At 69.9% G+C, this 20,819-nt stretch carries 18 protein-coding genes; 4 read left to right on the top strand and 14 right to left on the bottom strand.

What is annotated here, in order from left to right:
* Positions 1-3: 3 nt before the first annotated feature.
* On the top strand, positions 4-1,338 hold the full coding sequence (locus tag AC06E6_RS07965; protein WP_240211587.1) for a D-tagatose-bisphosphate aldolase, class II, non-catalytic subunit: 1,335 nt from the start codon (positions 4-6) through the stop codon (positions 1,336-1,338).
* A gap of 34 nt (positions 1,339-1,372) precedes the next feature.
* Entirely contained in the window at positions 1,373-2,149 is a 777-nt protein-coding gene (locus AC06E6_RS07960; RefSeq protein WP_478060834.1) for a DeoR family transcriptional regulator, read from the top strand.
* A 384-nt stretch (positions 2,150-2,533) separates the two neighbouring features.
* Here AC06E6_RS07960 and rplS read toward each other — a convergent pair whose 3' ends face one another.
* The 7 genes from rplS to ffh all read right to left on the bottom strand — a co-directional run bounded on the left by rplS (position 2,534) and on the right by ffh (position 8,161).
* Entirely contained in the window at positions 2,534-2,941 is a 408-nt protein-coding gene (gene rplS, locus AC06E6_RS07955; RefSeq protein ID WP_054664251.1) for a 50S ribosomal protein L19, read from the bottom strand.
* A 132-nt stretch (positions 2,942-3,073) separates the two neighbouring features.
* Positions 3,074-3,853, bottom strand: a complete 780-nt coding sequence (trmD, locus tag AC06E6_RS07950; RefSeq protein WP_104938376.1) for a tRNA (guanosine(37)-N1)-methyltransferase TrmD — start codon at positions 3,851-3,853, stop codon at positions 3,074-3,076.
* 5 nt (positions 3,854-3,858) lie between these two features.
* Positions 3,859-4,374 (bottom strand): ribosome maturation factor RimM, encoded by a 516-nt coding sequence (gene rimM / locus AC06E6_RS07945; protein WP_104938375.1) that lies wholly within the window; start codon positions 4,372-4,374, stop codon positions 3,859-3,861.
* A 38-nt stretch (positions 4,375-4,412) separates the two neighbouring features.
* On the bottom strand, positions 4,413-4,673 hold the full coding sequence (gene rpsP, locus AC06E6_RS07940; protein ID WP_054664242.1) for a 30S ribosomal protein S16: 261 nt from the start codon (positions 4,671-4,673) through the stop codon (positions 4,413-4,415).
* 112 nt (positions 4,674-4,785) lie between these two features.
* Positions 4,786-5,571 carry an aminotransferase class IV family protein gene (locus AC06E6_RS07935; RefSeq protein ID WP_240211588.1) on the bottom strand — a complete coding sequence of 262 codons (786 nt, stop codon included), beginning with the start codon at positions 5,569-5,571 and terminating at the stop codon, positions 4,786-4,788.
* A gap of 5 nt (positions 5,572-5,576) precedes the next feature.
* Entirely contained in the window at positions 5,577-6,647 is a 1,071-nt protein-coding gene (locus AC06E6_RS07930) for an NAD(P)H-dependent flavin oxidoreductase (RefSeq protein ID WP_240211589.1), read from the bottom strand.
* 137 nt (positions 6,648-6,784) lie between these two features.
* The gene (ffh, locus tag AC06E6_RS07925) at positions 6,785-8,161 is read right to left on the bottom strand and encodes a signal recognition particle protein (RefSeq protein ID WP_478060830.1); all 1,377 of its coding nucleotides are present in this window, start codon (positions 8,159-8,161) and stop codon (positions 6,785-6,787) included.
* Between the two features lie 118 nt (positions 8,162-8,279).
* On the opposite strand from ffh, the gene AC06E6_RS07920 reads away from it, so the two are divergent.
* A complete protein-coding gene (locus tag AC06E6_RS07920) occupies positions 8,280-9,074 on the top strand; it encodes a cytochrome C assembly family protein (protein ID WP_240211591.1) in 795 nt (264 codons plus the stop codon).
* Positions 9,075-9,101: 27 nt separating this feature from the next.
* Here AC06E6_RS07920 and AC06E6_RS07915 read toward each other — a convergent pair whose 3' ends face one another.
* Positions 9,102-9,572, bottom strand: a complete 471-nt coding sequence (locus AC06E6_RS07915) for a hypothetical protein (protein WP_240211592.1) — start codon at positions 9,570-9,572, stop codon at positions 9,102-9,104.
* Positions 9,573-9,617: 45 nt separating this feature from the next.
* Positions 9,618-10,994 (bottom strand): DNA repair protein RadA, encoded by a 1,377-nt coding sequence (radA, locus tag AC06E6_RS07910; protein WP_104938370.1) that lies wholly within the window; start codon positions 10,992-10,994, stop codon positions 9,618-9,620.
* A gap of 137 nt (positions 10,995-11,131) precedes the next feature.
* Between radA and AC06E6_RS07905 the strand changes: the two genes are divergently transcribed.
* Entirely contained in the window at positions 11,132-13,189 is a 2,058-nt protein-coding gene (locus AC06E6_RS07905) for a putative bifunctional diguanylate cyclase/phosphodiesterase (protein ID WP_313229469.1), read from the top strand.
* Between the two features lie 239 nt (positions 13,190-13,428).
* On the opposite strand, the gene cyoD is transcribed toward AC06E6_RS07905, so the two are convergent.
* From cyoD to AC06E6_RS07880, 5 genes are all read right to left on the bottom strand, one after another.
* Complete coding sequence (cyoD, locus tag AC06E6_RS07900) at positions 13,429-13,770, bottom strand: cytochrome o ubiquinol oxidase subunit IV (protein WP_054664221.1); 342 nt, start codon at positions 13,768-13,770, stop codon at positions 13,429-13,431.
* Positions 13,770-14,408 carry a cytochrome o ubiquinol oxidase subunit III gene (gene cyoC, locus AC06E6_RS07895; protein WP_054664219.1) on the bottom strand — a complete coding sequence of 213 codons (639 nt, stop codon included), beginning with the start codon at positions 14,406-14,408 and terminating at the stop codon, positions 13,770-13,772. The genes cyoD and cyoC overlap by 1 nt, the downstream gene beginning before the upstream one ends.
* Entirely contained in the window at positions 14,405-16,405 is a 2,001-nt protein-coding gene (cyoB, locus tag AC06E6_RS07890; RefSeq protein ID WP_104938368.1) for a cytochrome o ubiquinol oxidase subunit I, read from the bottom strand. The genes cyoC and cyoB overlap by 4 nt, the downstream gene beginning before the upstream one ends.
* Before the next feature lie 2 nt (positions 16,406-16,407).
* The gene (cyoA, locus tag AC06E6_RS07885) at positions 16,408-17,448 is read right to left on the bottom strand and encodes a ubiquinol oxidase subunit II (protein ID WP_478060825.1); all 1,041 of its coding nucleotides are present in this window, start codon (positions 17,446-17,448) and stop codon (positions 16,408-16,410) included.
* Positions 17,449-17,728: 280 nt separating this feature from the next.
* Positions 17,729-20,635, bottom strand: a complete 2,907-nt coding sequence (locus tag AC06E6_RS07880) for an autotransporter outer membrane beta-barrel domain-containing protein (protein WP_240211595.1) — start codon at positions 20,633-20,635, stop codon at positions 17,729-17,731.
* Positions 20,636-20,819 lie beyond the last annotated feature (184 nt).

The following is a 20,819-nucleotide window of genomic DNA, read 5'->3' as shown; positions in this document are numbered from 1 at the left end:
TCCATGTCCCCGCTGCAATCCCTGCTCGCCGCGCATCGCGCCGGCCACAACGTCGGCCTGTACAGCGTCTGCTGCAGCCATGAACAGGTGCTGCGCGCGGCGCTGGACGTGGCCGCGCGCCACGCCACCGTGCTGCTGGTCGAAGCCACCTCCAACCAGGTCGACCAGTTCGGCGGCTACACCGGCATGACCCCGGCGCAGTACCGCGATTACGTGTGCGCGCTGGCCGATGGGGAAGGCTTCCCGCGCGAGCGGTTGATCCTGGGCGGTGACCACCTCGGCCCGAATGCCTGGCAGAAGCGCCCGGCCGCCGAAGCGATGACCCATGCGCGCGTGCTGATCGAAGCCTACGTCGCCGCCGGCTTCCACAAGATCCACCTCGATTGCAGCATGTCCTGCGCCGACGATCCGGTGCCGCTGCCGGACGCCATCGTCGCCGCGCGCTCGGCCGAGCTGGCCGCCATCGCCGAGCGCACCGCCGCCGAACACGGCCTGCCGCCGCCGGTCTACGTGATCGGCACAGAGGTGCCGGTTCCCGGTGGCGAAGCCTCGCTGGCCGGGGGCCTGCAGGTGACCACGCCGGCCGCGGCCGCGCAGACGCTGGAAATCCACCGCCAGGCGTTCGACACCCCGCACCTGCGCGACGCCTGGCAGCGGGTGATCGCGATGGTGGTGCAGCCGGGCGTGGACTTCGACCACAGCAGCGTGCACGACTACGACCCGGCCGCCGCGGACGCGCTGGCCGCGTTCCTGGAGCGGCAGCCGCGCATCGTGTTCGAGGCGCACTCCACCGACTACCAGCGCGAGAGCGGCCTGCACGCGCTGGTGCGCGACCATTTCGCCATCCTCAAGGTCGGCCCGGCCGCGACCTTCGCCTACCGCGAGGCGCTGTTCGCGCTGGCGGCGATCGAAGCCGAGCTGCTGCCGGCGGCGCAATGCTCGCGGCTGCCGCAGGTGCTGGAAGAGGTAATGACCGCGCAGCCCCGGCACTGGCAGGCGCACTACCACGGCGACGCGGACACGCTGCGGCGGCTGCGCGCGTTCGCCTTCAGCGACCGCTGCCGCTACTACTGGGGCGAGCCGGCGCTGCGCGAGGCGGTACGCACGCTGTTCGCCAACCTGGAGCGGCACGCGCCGCCGCTGCCACTGCTCAGCCAATACCTGCCGGAGCAGTTCCGCGCGGTGCGCGAGGGCAGCCTGGCGAACACGCCCGACGCGCTGGTGCGGCACCGCATCGGCCTGTGCCTGGACGCGTACGCGCGCGCCTGCGCCGCCAACAGCGCCGGCCCGCGCAGGCACAACGCAAGTTCCGCCCCGGCAAACCTTGCGAACGGCTAAGCTCGCCCTTTCCCGGAGAAAGCACGCAATGGCCATGCGCAACACCCGCTCCCGCCGCCAGCAGATCCTGCAGCAACTGATCGAGCAGGGCTCGGTGCAGGTCGCCGAACTGGTCGCGCGCTACGCAGTGTCGGCAGTGACCATCCGTACCGACCTGGGCCATTTCGAGGAGCAGGGCCTGGCCACCCGCACCCATGGCGGCGCCACCCTGGTGCGCACCCCGCCCGAGGAACAGAACATCCACGAAAAGGATGCGCTGAACCTGCCACTCAAGGAGTCCATCGGCGCGCGCGCCGCGCAGCTGGTGCAGCCCGGCGACAACATCATCATCGACTCCGGCTCGACCACCATGACCCTGGCCCGCCACCTGCGCGGGCACCGCGACGTGACGGTGATGACCAACGGCCTGAACATCGCCTGGGAGCTGGCCAACGCCGCGGGCGTCAACGTGCTGCTCACCGGCGGCCAGCTGCGCAAGCAGTCGCTGTCGCTGCAGGGCAGCCAGGCCGAGGCCAGCCTCAACCCCTACAGTTTCGACACCCTGTTCCTCGGCGTGGACGGGCTGGACCTGCAGTTCGGGCTGACCACCCACGACGAGGCCGAGGCACGCCTGAACCACCGCATGGTCGAGCGCGCGCGGCGCATCGTGGTGCTGACCGACGCCTCCAAGTTCGGCCGCGTCAGCCTGCACCGCATCGCCTACCTGGACCAGATCCACGCGGTGATCACCGACGCCGGCATCGACGAGGCCACGCGCGAGGGGCTGCAGCGCCGCGGCATCGAGGTCGTGGTCGCCGAAGCGGCGGCATAGGCCGGAACCGGACGGCCCCCGCAACCCGGCCCTCGCCCGGAGCGGCAACGCGCGGCTGCGCGCCGCAGACGTGGCCGGAACCCGGGCGGCGCACGTGGGGAACCCGTCGTGCCGCAAGCCCGCGCGGCGGCAACCGCACCACCCCGCGCGTTGCGCGAAACACGGGCGGCAGACATGCCGTGCGGCTTCGCCGTGCCCTCATCCGCCCGTTCCGGGCACCTGCACCCGCAACCGGAAGCAACCGGCGCCTCCACGCCCGAGGCGCGGCAGCGCAGGCGCGCCGTCGTTGGATGCCGCACTTCCCCGCGTGGAAGGCACAAACGCAAACGGCCGCCCGTAGGCGGCCGTTGCGCGACGGCGGGCACGAGGCCCGCGCGGCGGGAATTACTCGGCGGACTTGGCGGCCTGGCGGGCAGCCTTGGCCTGCGCAGCGGCGGCCAGGTCTTCCTTGATGCGGGCGGCCTTGCCTTCCAGGCCACGCAGGTAGTACAGCTTGCCGGCACGGACCTTGCCGCGGCGCTTGACTTCGACCGAGTCGATCAGCGCGCTGTGGGTCTGGAACACGCGCTCGACGCCGTAGCCGTGCGAGATCTTGCGCACGGTGAACGAGGAGTTCAGGCCGGCGTTCTTGGTGCCGATCACGACGCCTTCGTAGGCCTGCACGCGCTCGCGGTTGCCTTCCTTGACCTTGACGTTGACGACAACGGTGTCGCCCTGGCTGAACTTCGGCAGTTCGCGGGTGATCTGGGCGGATTCGAAGTCCGCGACGATGGATTTGTTCAGCTTGCTCATGATTGCACCGATGTATTCGGGTGGACGTGTCGTTTCGACAACTTGGGCTGATGCAGTCGCCGGATTGCGCTGCACGATTGTTGTTCTGGCGGTCCGCAGGGCCCGGGGGCCATGGGAATCCGCAATTCTAGCCTATGCGCCGCCGCCGGCGCCAGTGGGGGCATCCCCTTCGCCGGCGAGGGCCTGCCGCGCCTCGTCCAGCAGCCTGCGGTCGGCCTTGCCCAGGCGGGCCTCGTCCAGCAGGTCGGGACGGCGCAGGGCGGTGCGCAGCAGCGACTGCTGCCGGCGCCAGCGCGCGATCGCGGCATGGTTGCCCGAGCGCAGCACCTCCGGCACGTCGCCCAGCGCGTGGCTGGCCGGCTGGCTGTAGTGCGGGCAGTCCAGCAGGCCGTCGCCCTCGAAACTGTCCTGGACCGCGGATTCGGCGTCGTTCAGCGCCCCCTCCTGCAGCCGGGTCACCGCGTCGATGATCACCGCCGCGCCCAGCTCGCCACCGGACAGCACGTAGTCGCCCAGGGAGATTTCCTCGTCCACCTCGGCGGCCAGGAAACGCTCGTCCACGCCCTCGTAGCGGCCGCACAGCAGGATCATCCGCGGCAACGCCGCCAGTTCACGCACCCGGGCCTGGGTCAGCGGCCGGCCCTGCGGGCTCAGGTAGATCAGCGGCGCCGGGGCCGGGTCGGCGGCACGGGCGGCGGCCAGCGCCGCGCGCAGCGGTTCGATCAGCATCACCATCCCCGGGCCGCCGCCGAACGGGCGGTCGTCCACGCGGCGATAGTTGCCCTCGGCATGGTCGCGCGGGTTCCAGCCGTGCAGGTCGAGCAGGCCGCGCTCCCGGGCGCGGCCGACCACGCCCAGCGCGGCCGACTGCGCGATGAACTCCGGGAACAGGGTGATGACGTCGATGCGCACCGGGCTCAGAACTCCGGGTCCCAGTCGACCACGATCAGGTTGGCATCGAAGTCGACCGACTTGACGAAGTCGTCCATCACGAACGGCACCATGCGCTCGCGGTCGCCACGCACCACCAGCACGTCGTTGGCGCCGGTATTGAACAGGTGCGAGGCGCGGCCCAGGCTGACGCCGTCCACGGTCCGCACGTCCAGGCCTTCCAGGTCGACCCAGTAGTACTCGTCCGGCTTCGGCGGCGGCAGCGCGCTGCGCGGGATATGGATCTCGGTGCCGCGCATGGCCTCGACCACGTTGCGGTCGTCCACCCCGGGGAAGGTCGCCACCAGCGTCTTGCCGGCCTCGCGGCCGCGCACGCCGGAGATCTGCGACTCCTGCCCCGAGGGGCTGCGCAGGATCCAGGGCTGATAGTTGAAGATGGCCAGCCGCGGCTCGGTCCAGGACTCGAGCTTGAGCTCGCCGCGCACACCAAAAGCGCCGGTCACCCTGCCCAGCAGGATCCGGCGCTCGGAATCTTTCTTCATAAAGCAGTCGGGCCGCGCTTGCGCGCGGTCCGCCAGGATCAGGCCGCTGCGGCCTGGGCCTTGGTCGCTTCCTTGTACAGGTTGCGAACCTTGTCGGTCAGCTGGGCGCCGTTGGCGACCCACTTGTCGACCGCGGCGATGTCCAGCACCACGCGCTGCTCGGCGCCCTGGGCGACCGGGTTGTAGTAGCCGACGCGCTCGATGTTGCGGCCGTCGCGGGCGCTACGGACGTCGGTGACGATGATGTGGTAGAACGGACGCTTCTTGGCGCCGCCGCGGGTCAGTCGAATCTTGACCATGGTGGTTTTTCCTTTGTAGCCCAGTCGCCAGGATGGCGCGGTAAGCCGGCGATTATAGCCGCGCCCCCGGCCCATTCCAAGCCCGCCCCCTGCCCTGCCTGAACGGGCCGGTTCAGAGCGGCCGCCAGGGTTCCTGCGCCAGCGCCTGCCGCAGCCGCTCCAGCAATGCCGCCGACTCCGCGAACCGGCAGTCGCCGACGCGCGCCAGCGGCCACAGCCCGGTGGCGTTGCAGGCCACGGCCCCGGAGAAGCCCGGCAGGGCCTCCAGCGGCACCTCGCGCCACGCCTGCGCCCGCCCCAGCCGTTGCAGTCCGGCCACCAGCAGTTGTTCGGCGGTGCCGCGCAGCGCTTCCGCCTGCGGCCACACCACCTCTTCGCCAGCCAGGAAGGCGATGTTCCAGGTACTGCCCTCGCTGACCCGCCCGGCCGCGTCGACGAACAGCGCATCGTCGAAGCCCTGGCGCATGGCCAGGCGCCGCTGCCGGAACAACGGGAAGGTGCCGACGTGCTTGAGCTGCGGCGAGTCGCGCTGGTAGCGCACCGGCAGCACCGCGCGGGCGTCGGCGGGCACCGTGGCCGGCGCCGCGACGCTTGCCAGCACGTCCACCGGCACCGCCCGCGACGGCTGGCGGAAGTCGAACGCGCGCGAGAACACGGTGATGCGCAGCGAGGCGTCCGTCATGCCGCTGCGTTGCAGCGCCTGGCGCAGCCAGCCCAGCAGGCGCGCTTCGTCCAGTTCGGCGTCGAACAGTTCGCGCGTGCCCTGCTGCAGGCGCCGCAGGTGCAGCGCCCAGCCCTGGACCGCGCCGCCGCGCACCTGCAGCGAAGTGAAATGCCCATAGTTGACCAGGGCCGCGTCGAGCAGCCCGGCATCGACCGGTTGGCCATTGCAGGACACGGCCGTCACAGCAGCGCCTGCGCCTGCTGCCACATCCCCTGCACCAGGCCGGCGGCGGGGCCGCGCCGCGCCATCCACGCCGACTGCCCGGCCCAGGCCTGCATCGCGTCCAGGCGGTCGTCGGCCTGGGCCTGCCGGCGCATGCCGGCGGTCAGCCCGCGCTGCACCGGGTACGGCCGCGGCGGTGGCGCATCGGCGGCCTCGGCGGCCCGCACGTAGGCGGTGTCCAGCGCGCGGCCCAGGCGGCCGCTGAAAGCGCGGGTGGTGCGGGTATGTTCCGGTTCCGCCACGGGCAGCGCCTGTTTCCAGGTCTCGGCGATCGTGGATTCGTCGGCGGCCAGGAACGCCGTGCCCACCTGCACCGCGCTGGCGCCCAGCAGCAGCGCCGCGGCCACGCCGCGACCGTCGCCGATGCCGCCCGCCGCGATCACTGGTACCTCAAGCCGGTCGGCCAGGCGCGGCAGCAGCGCGAACAGGCCACTCATCTGCGCCTCGGCGCGCGCGTCCACGAACGCACCGCGGTGGCCACCGGCCTCCATCCCCTGCGCGACCACCGCGTCGGCGCCGGCGGCCTGCGCCTGCAACGCCTCGTCCAGCGTGGTGGCACAGGCCAACCAGGCAATGCCGGCGGCCTTCAGCCGTGCGGCCTGCGCGGCGGAGAACAAGCCCATGATGGTCGAGGCCACCGCCGGCCGCGCCGCGACCAGGGCGTCGAACTGCGCGTCGAAATCGGCCGGGCCGGCATCGCCGGCGCTGGCTGGCACCGCCGGCCCCCAGCGCTCGAGGAAGGCGCGGGTCGCGGCCTCGGCGGCGGCATCGCGCACCGGCGCCGGGTCCGGCACCCAGACGTTGACCTGGGCCGGGCCGCGCGACTGCCGGCGGAAGTCGTCCATCCACTGCCCGATCTGTTCCGGCGTGGACAGCACCGCGCCCATCGCGCCCATGCCGCCGGCATTGGCCACGGCGGCGGACAGGGCCACCGGACAGCTACCGGCCATCGGCGCCAGCAGCACCGGCAGTTCGAGGCCGAAACGCCGGCAGAAACGCTCGGTGCGTTGACGGATGTCCGGGTTCATGCCGCACTCCAATCGGGAGCCACCATCATCGCCGGGCCGTGCGGCGCCGCCAACGGTGGCCCGCCCGGCGGCGACGCGATGGCGGGTGCCGGGTTCGGCCGCACCGGCACAAGCGCCGCCACCGGCGCCTGCGCGGCTCAGCGGAACGGCAGCCCGCCCTTGCCGCCCATCGCGAGCATGCCCTTCATGTTGCGCAGCATGCCCTTCATGCCGCCGCCGGACAGCTTGCCCATCATCTTTTCCATCTGCATGTACTGCTTCATCAGCTTGTTGACGTCGGCCGGCTGGGTGCCGGAGCCGCGGGCGATGCGGGCGCGGCGCGAGCCGTTGAGCAGGCCCGGGTTGCGCCGCTCCTTCTTGGTCATCGAGTTGATGATGGCGATCATGCGCGGCACTTCCTTGCTCTGCTGCACCTGCTGCTTGAGGTGCTCGGGGATCTGCCCCAGCCCCGGCAGCTTGTCCATCAGCCCGCCGATTCCGCCCATGTTCTGCATCTGTTCGAGCTGGTCGCGCATGTCGTTGAGGTCGAACTTCTTGCCCTTGGCGACCTTCTCGGCCAGCTTCTGCGCCTTGTCCTTGTCGACCTGCTGCTCGACCTGCTCCACCAGCGACAGCACGTCGCCCATGTCCAGGATGCGGCTGGCCACGCGCTCGGGGTGGAACACGTCCAGGCCGTCGACCTTTTCGCCGGTGCCGGTGAACTTGATCGGCTTGCCGGTGATGTAGCGCACGCTCAGCGCGGCGCCACCGCGGGCGTCGCCGTCGGTCTTGGTCAGCACCACGCCGGTCAGCGGCAGCGCCTCGCCGAACGCCTTGGCGGTGTTGGCCGCGTCCTGGCCGGTCATCGAATCGACCACGAACAGGGTTTCGGCCGGGTTGACCGCCGCGTGCAGGGCCTTGATCTCGGCCATCATCGCTTCGTCGATGGCCAGGCGGCCGGCGGTGTCGACCAGCAGCACGTCGACGAACGACTTGCGGGCGTCGTCGATGGCCGCGCGCACGATGTCCACCGGCTTCTGCGTGGCCGACGACGGGAAGAACAGCACGCCGACCTGCTCGGCCAGCGTCTTCAGCTGCTCGATCGCGGCCGGGCGGTAGACGTCGGCCGAGACCACCATCACCTTCTTCTTGCGCTTTTCCTTCAGGTGCTTGGCGAGCTTGCCGACCGTGGTGGTCTTGCCCGCGCCCTGCAGGCCGGCCATCAGGATGATCGCCGGCGCCGGCACGTTGAGGTTCAGGTCGGTGGCCTGCGAGCCCATCACCGCGGTGAGTTCGTCGCGCACGACCTTGATCAGCGCCTGGCCCGGGGTCAGCGACTTGAGCACCTCCTGGCCGACCGCGCGCACCTTGATCTTCTCGATCAGCGCCTGCACCACCGGCAGCGCGACATCGGCCTCCAGCAGCGCGATGCGCACCTCGCGGGTCGCCTCGCGGATGTTCTCCTCGGTCAGGCGGCCACGGCCGCGCAGGCGCTCGATGGTGCCGGAAAGGCGCTGGGTCAGGGACTCGAACATGCGGTGCAACCTGCGGGAACGTTGGCAAAGAGGCCAAATTATAGCGGCCGCCGGCGCTTGCCGCCGCCCTGGCGCCGCGCGCATCGCCAGCGGCGGGCGCGTGTGCGAAACTGTGGCGATGACAATCGTTCTCATCGCGACCGCGCTCTACCTGCTGTCCACCGGCCTGCTCGTCCATGGCCTGGCCGCCGAACGCGCCAGCGGCTCGCGCAGCTGGCTGTGGCCGGCGTCCGCGGCGGTGGTGCTGCATGCCGGCTACCACCTGCTGGTGGCGATGCGCACCAGTGGCGGGCCGGACATGCATTTCTTCGCCGCGCTGTCGCTGGTGGCGCTGGGCATGGCCGCGCTCACCACCGTGGTGGGCGCGCGCGGGCGCATGGCGGCGCTGGGGGTACTGGTGTTCCCGATGGCCGCGCTGTTGCTGCTGGCCTACCACGGCTACGGCCATGAACCGAGCCGGGTGCTGGGCTGGCGCCTGGCCACCCACGCCTGGCTGGCGCTGCTGGCCTACGCGACGCTGAGCATCGCCGCGCTGCTGGCGATCATGCTGTGGCTGCAGGAACGGGCGCTGCGCCGGCGTGATTTCCGGCCGTGGCTGCGCGCCCTGCCGCCGTTGAACGACCTGGAAACGCTGCTGTTCCGCACCATCACCGTCGGTTTCTGCCTGCTGACCCTGACCCTGGTCACCGGGGTGCTGTTCGTGGACGACCTGCTGGCGCAGAAACTGGTGCACAAGACCGTGCTCAGCGTGCTGTCGTGGCTGGTGTTCGGCACGCTGATGATCGGCCGCCGCCGGCATGGCTGGCGCGGGGTGAAGGCGGTGCACTGGACGCTGAGCGCGATGGTGCTGCTGTTGCTGGCCTTCTTCGGCAGCCAGTTCGTGATCGAACTGGTGTTCGGGCACGCGCGCTGACCCACGCCCCGGCGCCGCGCCGGCGACTCAGGGAAACGGCCGCACCAGCAGCGCGCGCAGGGATTGCCCGCGATCGGTGATCAGGTCTTCGGCCCGCCAGCAGCCATCGGCCTGGCGGCGCATCGCCAACCGCGCCAGGCGCGGCTCGCCCCATACCGCGAAACGCACTTCCACCGTTCCGGCCGCCGGCGACTGCGCCACCCACTGGTAGCCGGGTCCGGCATCCACCTCGCCATCCTGCCCGTCCAGCCACGGGTCATGGTCGAGCCGGCAGATGCCCTGCTCGCGCTGCTGGCAATCGCGCTCGGCCGCGATCAGCCGTGCGAACCCCGGGGCCAGCAGGGCATCGGGCGTGTCGAGGAAGCGCGCGGACGTCCCGGCCTGGAACAATGCCCGCGCCACCGCCAGCGGGGCCGCGCAGGCGGGTGCGGCCTGCGCCACCGGCGCCAGCAGCAAGCCCAGCACCCCGGCACCGGTCATGGCCCGGGAAATACGCATCGATGCCCTGCCCCGGCGGCGCATCACCGATCCAGCGCGCGCCACTCAGGCCGCCTCGATCGCTTCGGCCAGGCGCTCGACCGCGATCACCTCCATGCCCTTCACCGACCCGGCCTTGGGCGCATTGGCACGGGGCACGATGGCGCGCTTGAAACCATGCGTGGCCGCCTCGCGCAGGCGCTCCTCGCCGTTGGGCACCGGCCGGATCTCGCCGGACAGGCCGACCTCGCCGAAGGCGATGGTCTTGTCCGCCAGCGGCTGGTCGCGCAGCGACGACAGCACCGCCAGCAGCACCGGCAGGTCGACCGCGGTCTCCTGCACGCGGATGCCGCCGACCACGTTGATGAACACGTCCTGGTCGCCGACCATCACCCCGCCATGGCGGTGCAGCACCGCCAGCAGCATCGCCAGCCGGTTCTGCTCCAGCCCCACCGCGACCCGGCGCGGGTTGGACAACGGCGAGGAATCGACCAGCGCCTGGACCTCCACCAGCAGCGGCCGGGTGCCCTCGCGGGTGACCATCACGCAGCTGCCGGGCTGGCGGGTGCTGCCGCCGGACAGGAAGATCGCCGAGGGGTTGGGCACTTCCTTCAGGCCCTTCTCGCCCATGGCGAACACGCCCAGTTCGTTGACCGCGCCGAAGCGGTTCTTGAACGCGCGCAGCACGCGGAAGCGGCTGCCGCTTTCGCCCTCGAAATACAGCACCGCGTCGACCATGTGCTCCAGCACCCGCGGGCCGGCGATGCCGCCCTCCTTGGTGACATGGCCGACCAGGAACACCGCGGTGCCGGTCTCCTTGGCGAAGCGCACCAGCCGCGCGGCGCTCTCGCGCACCTGGCTGACCGAGCCGGGCGCGGCGGTGAGCGTCTCGGTCCACAGGGTCTGCACCGAGTCGGCAACGATCAGCTTCGGGCGCGCCGCGGCGGCATGCTGCAGGATCAGTTCGATGCCGGTCTCGGCCAATGCGTCCAGGCCGTCCAGCGGCAGGTCCAGGCGCACCGCGCGCCCGGCCACCTGCGCCAGCGATTCCTCGCCGGTCACGTACAGCACCGGCAGGGTGCCGGCCATTTTCGCCAGCGCCTGCAGCAACAGGGTCGACTTGCCGATGCCCGGGTCGCCGCCGACCAGCACCACCGCGCCCTCGACCAGGCCGCCGCCCAGCACCCGGTCGAACTCGCCGATGCCGGTGGACACCCGCGCGTGCTCGCTCTGGCGCACGTCCTTGAGCGCGGTGATCTTCGGCGATTCGACCTTGCCGGCCCAGCCGCCACGACGCGCGGCCGGCGCCTTCACCGCGGCCGCGCTCTCCAGCACGACCTCGCCGAGCACGTTCCAGGCGCCGCATTCGGTGCACTGGCCCTGCCACTTGCTGTATTCGGCGCCGCATTCGCTGCAGACATAGGCGGTGCGGTTCTTCGCCATCGGGGGTCCTCGAGTGGATGCGCGCACAGGATACCCGCCGGCCGTCGCAGCCGATGCGACCGGCACGACTAAAGAAGCACGGCGGCATGCCGTTGTCTGGTGCATTCTTTGGCCACGAATCGGCGGACGCTGCGCGCATGGTTGGCACCTACAACCCGACCCTGGTGGTCATTTCGCTGCTGGTCGCCATCCTGGCTTCGTACACGGCCCTGGACATGGCCGGGCGCCTGGCCACGGCCAGCGGCCGCAGCCTGCGTGGCTGGATGGCCGGCGGCGCCCTGGCCATGGGCCTGGGCATCTGGTCGATGCACTTCATCGCCATGCTGGCCTTCCACCTGCCGATCCCGGTCGGCTACGACCTGGCCATCACCCTGTATTCGATGGCCGCGTCGGTGGGCGCGTCGGCCTATGCCCTGTGGCTGGCGTCGCGGCCGCAGCTGCCGTGGCCGCGGCTGCTGGCCGGCGCCGTGCTGATGGGCAGCGGCATCGCCGCCATGCATTACCTGGGCATGGCGGCGATGCGCATGCAGCCGGGCATCGACTACGACCCGCTGTGGTTCAGCGCGTCGATCCTGGTCGCCATCGGCGCCTCGGGCGCGGCGCTGTGGATCGCCCTGCGCCTGCGCCGCGAAGGCCGCCACACGCGGCCGCTGCGGCTGGCCGCTTCGCTGGTGATGGGGCTGGCGATCGTCGGCATGCACTACACCGGGATGGCCGCTGCCGACTTCCCGCCCGGCAGCATCTGCGGCGCGGTGGTCGACGGCGGGCTGGAGACCCGCTGGCTGGCGGTGCTGGTGGTGGTCACCACCCTGGGCATCATCGGCATCACCCTGATCGCCTCGCTGTTCGACAAGCGCCTGCACCGGCGTACCGGCAGCCTGGCCGACTCGCTGGCGCGCGCCAACCAGGAACTGGTGGAGGCGGCGCTGCACGACCCGCTGACCCGGCTGCCCAACCGCATGCTGCTGCAGGACCGCATCGAGCAGGCGATCGAGAAGGCGCAGCGGCGCGGCACCGCGGTGGCGGTGGTGTTCTGCGACCTGGACGGGTTCAAGCTGGTCAACGATGCCTACGGCCACCAGTTCGGCGACCGCCTGCTGGTGCGCATGGCCGAGCGCGTGCGCGGGCTGCTGCGGCCGCAGGACACCCTGGCGCGGCTGGGCGGCGACGAGTTCGTCGTGGTGCTGGACGTGGAGACCACCGACGACGCGGTGGTGGTGGCCGAACGCATCACCGCGGCCGTGGCCGAGCCGTTCGTGATCGAGGCGGCCGAACTGCAGCTCAGCGCCAGCCTCGGCATCGCCCTGTACCCGGACGATGCCACCAGCGAGCGCGAACTGATGGCGCACGCCGACGCGGCGATGTACCACACCAAGCAGTCGGGCCGGAACGGCTACACCTTCTTCACCCCCGCCATGCAGGCCAGCGCCAGCCGCCGCCTGCGCCTGCTGCAGGACCTGCGCCGCGCGCTCGCCCGCGACGAACTGGTGCTGCATTACCAGCCCAAGTTCCCGGCCAGCGGCCACCCGGTGATCGGCGCCGAGGCGCTGCTGCGCTGGCAGCATCCCGAACTGGGCCTGCTCGGCCCGGACACCTTCATCCCGATCGCCGAGCGCAGCGGGCTGATCCTGCCGATCGGCGACTGGGTGCTGGACCGCGCCTGCGCGCAGCTGCGCGCGTGGCACGATGCCGGCCACGGCGGCTGGTCGATGGCGGTGAACCTGTCGCCGCTGCAGTTCGCCTCGCCGGGGCTGGTGGAGACGGTGCGCGACACGCTCCAGCGCCATGCGCTGGCCCCCGGCCACCTGACCCTGGAGGTCACCGAGACCACGGCGATGAGGGACGTGGAGGACAGCCTGCAGCGGCTCAACACGCTGACCGCGATGGGCGTGAAGATCGCCATCGACGATTTCGGCACCGGCTATTCCAGCCTGCTGTACCTCAAGCGCATGCCGGCCACGGAGTTGAAGATCGACCGCGCCTTCGTGCGCGACCTGGAGCACAACACCGAGGACGCGGCCATCGTGTCCTCGATCGTAGCGCTGGGCCGCTCGCTGCAGCTGCAGGTGGTGGCCGAGGGCGTGGAGACCGAGGCCCAGCGCGACTTCCTCGACCAGCTGGGCTGCGACCTGCTGCAGGGTTACCACCTCGGCCGGCCGATGGACCCGGAGACGTTCCTGCGCCAGGCCGGTTGAGCGCGCGGGGCGTCCGCGGCGCGGGCCACCGCCATGGCGCGGGCCCGGCGTCGCGGCCCGCCTTGCACGCATGCCCGGGTCGGGGTCCCGGCCGCCGCGAACCGCACAGGCCGCGAACGGCTGCCGCACTGCGCGCGCGGGCAGGCGGGCCGCGCACGCAGCGCGGCGCGGACGTCCGCCACCCGGCAAAGGAAAAGGCCGCCCGAGGGCGGCCTTTTCGATCACGGCGTCGTCAGGCGTCAGTGCATCATGTGGTAGTTCATGTTCCACATGACCCACAGCGTGCCGGCGACGATGATGCCGATCACCACCACGGTGAACAGGCCGGCGTTGACGTTCCAGCGCGCGGCCGAGGAGCGGTCCAGGTGCAGGAAGAACACCAGGTGGACCAGCAGCTGCAGCAGGCCGGAGACCAGGATCACCATCGCCGTGGCGAAGGTCGAGGACAGGCCGCCGCTCATCACCACCCAGAACGGGATGATGGTCAGGATGGCCGCCAGCACGAAGCCGATCAGGTAGGACTTGACGCTGCCGTGGCTCTCGCCGCCGGCACCGTGGGCGTGGTTGTCATGTGCGGACATCAGAGGGCTCCCGACAGGTAGACGACAGAGAACACGCCGATCCAGACCAGGTCCAGGAAGTGCCAGAACAGGCTCAGGCACGCCATGCGGGTCTTGTTGGTCTGGGTCAGGCCGTTGCGCTTGAGCTGGATGAACATCACCAGCAGCCACAGCAGGCCGGCGCTGACGTGCAGGCCGTGGGTACCGACCAGGGCGAAGAACGCCGACAGGAAGGCGCTGTGGTCCGGGCCGTAGCCCTGGTGCACCAGGTGGTTGAACTCCCAGATCTCCATGGCCATGAAGCCGGCACCCAGCAGCCAGGTGATGACCAGCCAGGTGAACATCAGGCCGACCTTCTTCTGGTGCATGGCGATCATGCCCAGGCCGAAGGTCAGCGAAGAGATCAGCAGCAGCGCGGTCTCGCCGGCCACGAACTTCAGGTCGAACAGCTCCTTGGCGCCCGGGCCGCCGTTGGTACCGCCGGCCAGCACCACGTAGGTGACGAACAGCGAGGCGAAGATGAGCAGGTCGCTCATCAGGTACACCCAGAAACCGAAGATGGTCTTCTCGCCGGTGTCGTGGTGGTGCTCGTGGTCGTGGCCATGGTCCGCCGCGTGCGCGGCGTGGCCATGGTTCAGCGTGTGGGCGGTCGTGCTCATGCCTTCACCTCGGTCTTCACCAGCCCCTGCGCTTCCAGGTGGCGGCGATGTTCGTTTTCGATGCGTTCCACTTCGGCGGCCGGCACCCAGTAATCCACGTCGTTGTCGAACGTGCGGTAGATGAAGGTGCCGATCATGCCGACCAGGCCGACGATGGCCAGCCACCAGATGTGCCAGATCATCGCGAAGCCGAACACCAGGCTGAACGCGCCGATCACCACGCCGGTGCCGGTGTTGCGCGGCATGTGGATGTCGCTGTAGCGGGCCGGCTTCGGCCAGGCTTCGCCACGCTGCTTGCGCTCCCAGAAGTCATCCAGTTCCTCGCCCTTGGGCAGCACGGCGAAGTTGTAGAACTGCACCGGCGAAGCGGTTTCCCACTCCAGCGTGCGCGCATCCCACGGGTCGCCGGTCAGGTCCACGTTCTTCTTGCGGTCGCGGATGGACACGATGATCTGGATGACCTGGCACAGGATGCCGGCGCCGATGATGAACGCACCGATCGCGGCGACCACGAAGTACGGCTGGTAGTCGGCGTTCGGATAGCTCTGCAGGCGGCGGGTGACGCCCATGAAGCCCAGCACGTACAGCGGCATGAAGGCCACGTAGAAGCCGATGAACCAGCACCAGAACGCACGCTTGCCCCAGGTCTCGTCCAGCTTGAAGCCGAACATCTTCGGGAACCAGTAGGTGATGCCGGCGAACATGCCGAACACCACGCCGCCGATGATCACGTTGTGGAAGTGGGCGATCAGGAACAGCGAGTTGTGCAGCACGAAGTCGATGGCCGGGATCGCCAGCATCACGCCGGTCATGCCGCCGATGACGAAGGTGACCATGAAGCCGATGGTCCACAGCACCGGCGAGGTGAAGTGCACGCGGCCGCGGTACATCGTGAACAGCCAGTTGAAGATCTTCACGCCGGTCGGGATCGAGATGATCATCGTCGTGATGCCGAAGAAGGCATTGACGTTGGCGCCCGAACCCATGGTGAAGAAGTGGTGCAGCCACACGATGAACGACAGCACGCCGATGCAGGCGGTGGCGTAGACCATGCCCTTGTAGCCGAACAGGGTCTTGCGCGAGAAGGTGGCGATGACTTCGGAGAACACGCCGAACGCCGGCAGCACCAGGATGTAGACCTCGGGGTGGCCCCAGATCCAGATCAGGTTGATGTAGAGCATGGCGTTGCCGCCACCGTCGTTGGTGAAGAAGTGCATGCCCAGGTAGCGGTCCAGGGTCAGCAGCACCAGGGTGACGGTCAGCACCGGGAACGCGGCGATGATCAGCACGTTGGTCACCAGCGCGGTCCAGCTGAACACCGGCATGTGCATCAGCTTCATGCCCGGGGTGCGCATCTTGAGGATGGTGATGAAGAAGTTGATGCCGCTCAGCGTGGTACCCAGGCCGGAGACCTGCAGGCCCCAGATGTAGTAATCCACGCCGACGCCGGGACTGTATTCCTTGCCCGACAGGGGCGGGAACGCCAGCCAGCCGGTCTGCGCGAACTCACCCACGCCCAGCGAGATCATCACCAGGCCCGCGCCGGCCACGAACAGCCAGAAGCTGAGCGAGTTCAGGAACGGGAAGGCGACGTCGCGCGCGCCGATCTGCAGCGGCACGACCAGGTTCATCAGGCCGGTGATCAGCGGCATCGCCACGAAGAAGATCATGATCACGCCGTGGGCGGTGAAGATCTGGTCGTAGTGATGCGGTGGCAGGTAGCCCTCGGCGCCGCCGGCGGCGACGGCCTGCTGCAGGCGCATCATGATCGCGTCGGCGAAGCCGCGCAGCATCATGATGAAGGCGACGATCAGGTACATCGCGCCGATCTTCTTGTGGTCCACCGAGGTGAACCACTCGTTCCACAGGTAGCCCCACAGCCTGGCGCGGGTGATCAGGCCCAGCACCAGCAGGCCGATCAGCCCGGCGGCACCGAGCGTGACCATGATGATCGGCTCGTGGTACGGGACCGCTTCGATAGTCAGTTTGCCCAGCATTGTCATTCTCCCGAGGCGCCGTGCCCGGCGTGGGCGGCGTGCTCGTCAGCGTTGTGTCCAGCGGCATCGGCAGCGTCCGGCCGGCTGTCGCCCGCGTCGTGGCCCTCATGGCCCTCGTGGCCCTCGTGCGCAGCGGCGTCCTGCGGCGCGGCCGCAGGGTCGTGCTTCTTCATGCCGAAGTGGTGGTTGTCGCCCATGTGGCGGGCCAGGATCCAGTCGAACAGGCCGGCTTCGGTGCGGCCGTAATAGGTCACCGGATACCAGTCATGGTTCTTCTCGGCGCCCAGGTCGGTGAACGCGGCCTTGTCCAGCAGCCTGTCGCTGGCGCGGACCTTGTCCAGCCAGGCGCGGTACTGCTCCTCGCTCACCGCATGCGCGGTGAAATGCATCTTGTTGAAGCCCGAGCCGCTGTAATGCGAGGCCATGCCCTCGAACGCACCGGCCTCGTTGGCGATCAGGTGCAGCTTGGTCTGCATGCCCGCCATCGAGTAGACCATGCTGCCCAGGCTGGGGATGAAGAACGCGCTCATCACCGTGTCGGAGGTGATCTTCAGGTTCAGCGGCGCATCGACCGGGAAGGTCAGCTCGTTGACCACGGCCACCTTCTCTTCCGGGTAGACAAACAGCCACTTCCAGTCCATCGAGATCGCCTCGACCACCACCGGGGCGCGCTCGGATTCGATCGGCCGGTACGGGTCCAGCGCATGCGAGGACCGCCAGGTCAGCACCGCCAGCACCAGCACGATCATGCACGGGATCGACCACACCACCACTTCGATGGCGGTGGAATGCGACCACTTGGGCTCGTAGCGGGCCTTGGTATTGGACGCGCGGTACTTCCACGCGAACGCCAGGGTCATCACGATCACGGGGACGACGACCAGCAGCATCAGCACCGTGGCGGTGATCAGCAGGGTCTTCTCGTCCTGGCCGATCTGGCCTTTGGGGTTGAGGATGGCCGCGTCGCAGCCCGCCAACAGCGCGGACAGGACAAGCAGCATGCCCGGACGCAGGCTGCGTCCAAGTGATTTCAACGGAATCATCGGTCGATCCAATTGCGAGGGGGGGCCTGGTCCGGCACTCCCTTGCACGCTTGCGCGAAACGACCACCCGGTGATGGACCACCGGGGAAAACGTATACGGGACTGCCGGATTCAGCGCGGCAATTCTAGGCTTCGCCCATCACTTTAGAAAGGCATTGACAATGATCCAGCGCAGCTGGAGCCCGATTCAGCATGCGACATGTTGTCGCACCCGCGCGCAGGGCGCGGATTCATGCCGCCTCCCGGTGGCCGGCGCCGGCCACCGGGGGGGCTTGCGGGGTCAGAAGCGGTAGCCGACGCCCAGCATGACGCCGTTCACGGTCTGGCCGTCGCGGCGCTCGCCGACGTAGTCGAACATCACCGACAGGCGTTCGCTGGCGCGGCTGCTGACGCCCAGGTTCCACGACAGCAGCTGCTCGCCCACGGCCTGGCTGGCCGCACCGAAGGTCAGGTCCGGCGCCGCGGCGAAGGCCGAGGTGAAGCGGGCCTGCGAATCGCCCAGCTCCTGCTGCCACAGCACTCGCGCGTGCGGGGTGATGCGCTCGCCGTTGCTGCCGTGGAAGCTCTTGAACAGCTGCAGGCCGGCGCCGACGCGCAGGCTCTCCAGGCTGCCGCTGCGGCCGCTCAGCGCGCCCACGGCCTGGCCTTCGTTGAAGCGGGCGTTGGACAGGCGGGTGTAGTCGACCACCGGCAGCAGCGGCTGCACCACGGTGCCGCCGGCGGTGGTGAACGACAGCCCGTGCTCCACGCGCGCCGACAGCGCGTCGCTGTCGTACTTGGCGCGCAGCGGGGCGTCCAGGCCGGCGATGCCGGCAATGCCGCGACGGGTGTCGTGGCGCAGGTCGGTATAGCGCACCGAGGCGGTCACGTAGCCCTTGGCATAGGCCGCGTCCAGGTAGCCGCCGATGTCCAGGGCACGCACGTCGCCGTGGAAATCCGAACCATCGCGGCCCTTGGCCGACATGTCGGCCGCGGCCACGCTCACGCCCAGCGCCACCTTGTCGTCGGCCACCCGGGTGTCGGCGCCGACCACGATGCCGCCGATGTTCTGCTTCATCCCGGCAACGTCGCCCTGCGCCTTGATCCGGCCCTGGGTGCTGAAGCCGCGGCCCCAGATGCCGACGCCACGGCGGCTGTCGCCGCCCTGCATGCCACCCTCGCCTTCGCCATTGGCGGCCGGCTCGACCAGGTGCATGGCCAGCTGGCTGAACAGGCTGCTGCTGCCCATGCCCGGCTGCGCCGACGCCGCCTGCGCCGCACGCGCGGCCAGGCCATCGGCATCGCCACCGTTGCTGCGCATGTCGAACTGGTGGCGCTGGATGACGTTGCCGATGCTGTCGACCAGCGCGGCGTCGGCCAGCTGCAGGGTGGCGTGCGCGTCGCCGCGCAGCGCACCGGCCTGCTGCCGGATCACGTCGCGGTCGGAGAACTGCAGCGCGCCCAGCAGCGGCTTCATGCCGGCGCGACCGCTGTTGGCGGCCGCGGCCAGCGCGCGGCCCAGGCCATCGCCGGACTGCGTGTTGGCGAAGAGCCCGGTCTGCTCGAAGCCGGTGTTGGCGGTCAGCCACAGGCCATCGGCGCTCTGGTGCACGTTGAAGCTCAGCAGCGAGTTGGCGCGCGGGCGGAACACCTCGCCGTCGACGATGCTGGCGCTGTAGGCGTCATCGCCCAGGCGCGCGACCTGCTGGAAGCCCTTGTAGGCCCCGGCCATGTAGATCGGGCCGTCGATCAGCTCGCGGGTATAGTCGGCGCCATAGAAGCCCTCGGCCACGTTCAGCGCCAGCTGTGCGCCCGGCGCCACGACCAGCGCGCCCTCGTTCATGCCACCGTCGAAGAACCCGCCCACGCGCAGGCGGCCCGCGGCCGCGCCGCCGGCCTCGGTCACGTCGAAGGCCACCAGCGAGCCCGGCTGGATGTTGACGTAGCCATGGGTGGTGAGGTCGCCGCCACGCGGCATCAGCAGGCCATTGACGACCACGCGGCTGAAGCCGTCCTCGCGCCACGACGGCCCGGTGATGCCGAGCATGGCGTCCGAGTCGATGGTCGCCGAACCGATGTCGCCATGGCCGACCAGCGCGCCGGCGCGCTGCACGCGCAGCTCGGTGGTGCGCAGGGCACCGCCCTCCAGTGCGATCGTGCCGTTCTCCACGCGCATCAGGTCGGCGCCGGTGGTGGCCGCGGTCCGCCATACCGCACCGTTGCCGATGCTGATCACGCCGGCCGAGTCGGCCAGGGCCGACGCATCAAGCTGGTCAAGCCGCAGCTTGGAGCCCAGCAGCGCCTGGATCCCCGGATCGCTCAGGTAATCCTGGAGCGAGAACTGGCCGATGCCGTTGGGGCCGTTCTGCGCCAGGTTGTAGATCGTGACGGCCAGGTTGATGTAGGTGGTGCCGTAATCGGCGTCGGTCCAGCGGGCGAAATCGTCGTCCACCAGCGCCTGCAGCAGCCGGCCGGTACGCAGGTAGCCGGGATTGATGTCGCCGGTCACGTTGGACGTCACCCGCAGGGTGTCGCCCGGGTTGCGGTAGTCGGCCGAGGTCATGATGTTGTTGTTGAACATGTCCTGGCCGGGGAAGGTCTCTTCCGCGCGGCCGGTACCGTCCGGATCGAAGCTGACCGAGTCGCCGTTGGTGCGCGCCGGGTCGGCGAACACCAGCAGGCCGTTGGGCTGGGTCACCTCGAACAGCGCCTTGTACAGCAGCCCCTCGTCCATGCCGCCGCCGTAGTTGCCGGTGTAGATGCCGAACATGCGCGGCGACGGCCCGTAGGTCACGCGGCCGCCGGAGCTGGCGGCGTGGATCTGCACCGAGTCCACTTCGGTCGGCAGGTCGCCGGCCATGTAACGCTCGACGCCACCGGACTGCATGATCGAGCAGGAAGAGATGCAGCGGCCGGAAACGATGGTGTTCAGGCCGGCGGTGCGGATCACCGCCTGCAGCCATTCGCCGCTGATCAGCGCGCCGCCGTTGGACGTGCGCAGCACCACCTCGCGGAACGGCCGCCCTTCGGCCTCGGCCTTGGCCAGCATCGCCGGCAGCGCCACGATGTCGGCCAGGGTGACGTCGCCGCTCAGGAAGATGCGGTCACCGTTGACGTGGACCGTCATCGCGCTCGCGTCGCCGGCCACACCGACAGCGGCGGTGGCCAGCAGTCCGGACAGCGCCATACTCAATACCGATCGTTTCATTCGCACTTCTCTCTCCATGGTTGCAGCGGTATTCCCGCTCATCCCGCGCCTGCGGGACCCCAGCAGAACGCGACGAGGCACCCACCACCCCCAGTCGCCCGGTCCGCCGGACATGAACGCGTTCATCAAGCCGCGCGGAATTCCCCCGGGGCTGCCCACCGGCGCCGCGCTGCGTACACTCTCC

The sequence above is a fragment of the Stenotrophomonas sp. Steno-Z10-HUANG genome (genome assembly GCF_056393075.1).
This window is presented reverse-complemented; position numbering and strand designations above follow the sequence as displayed.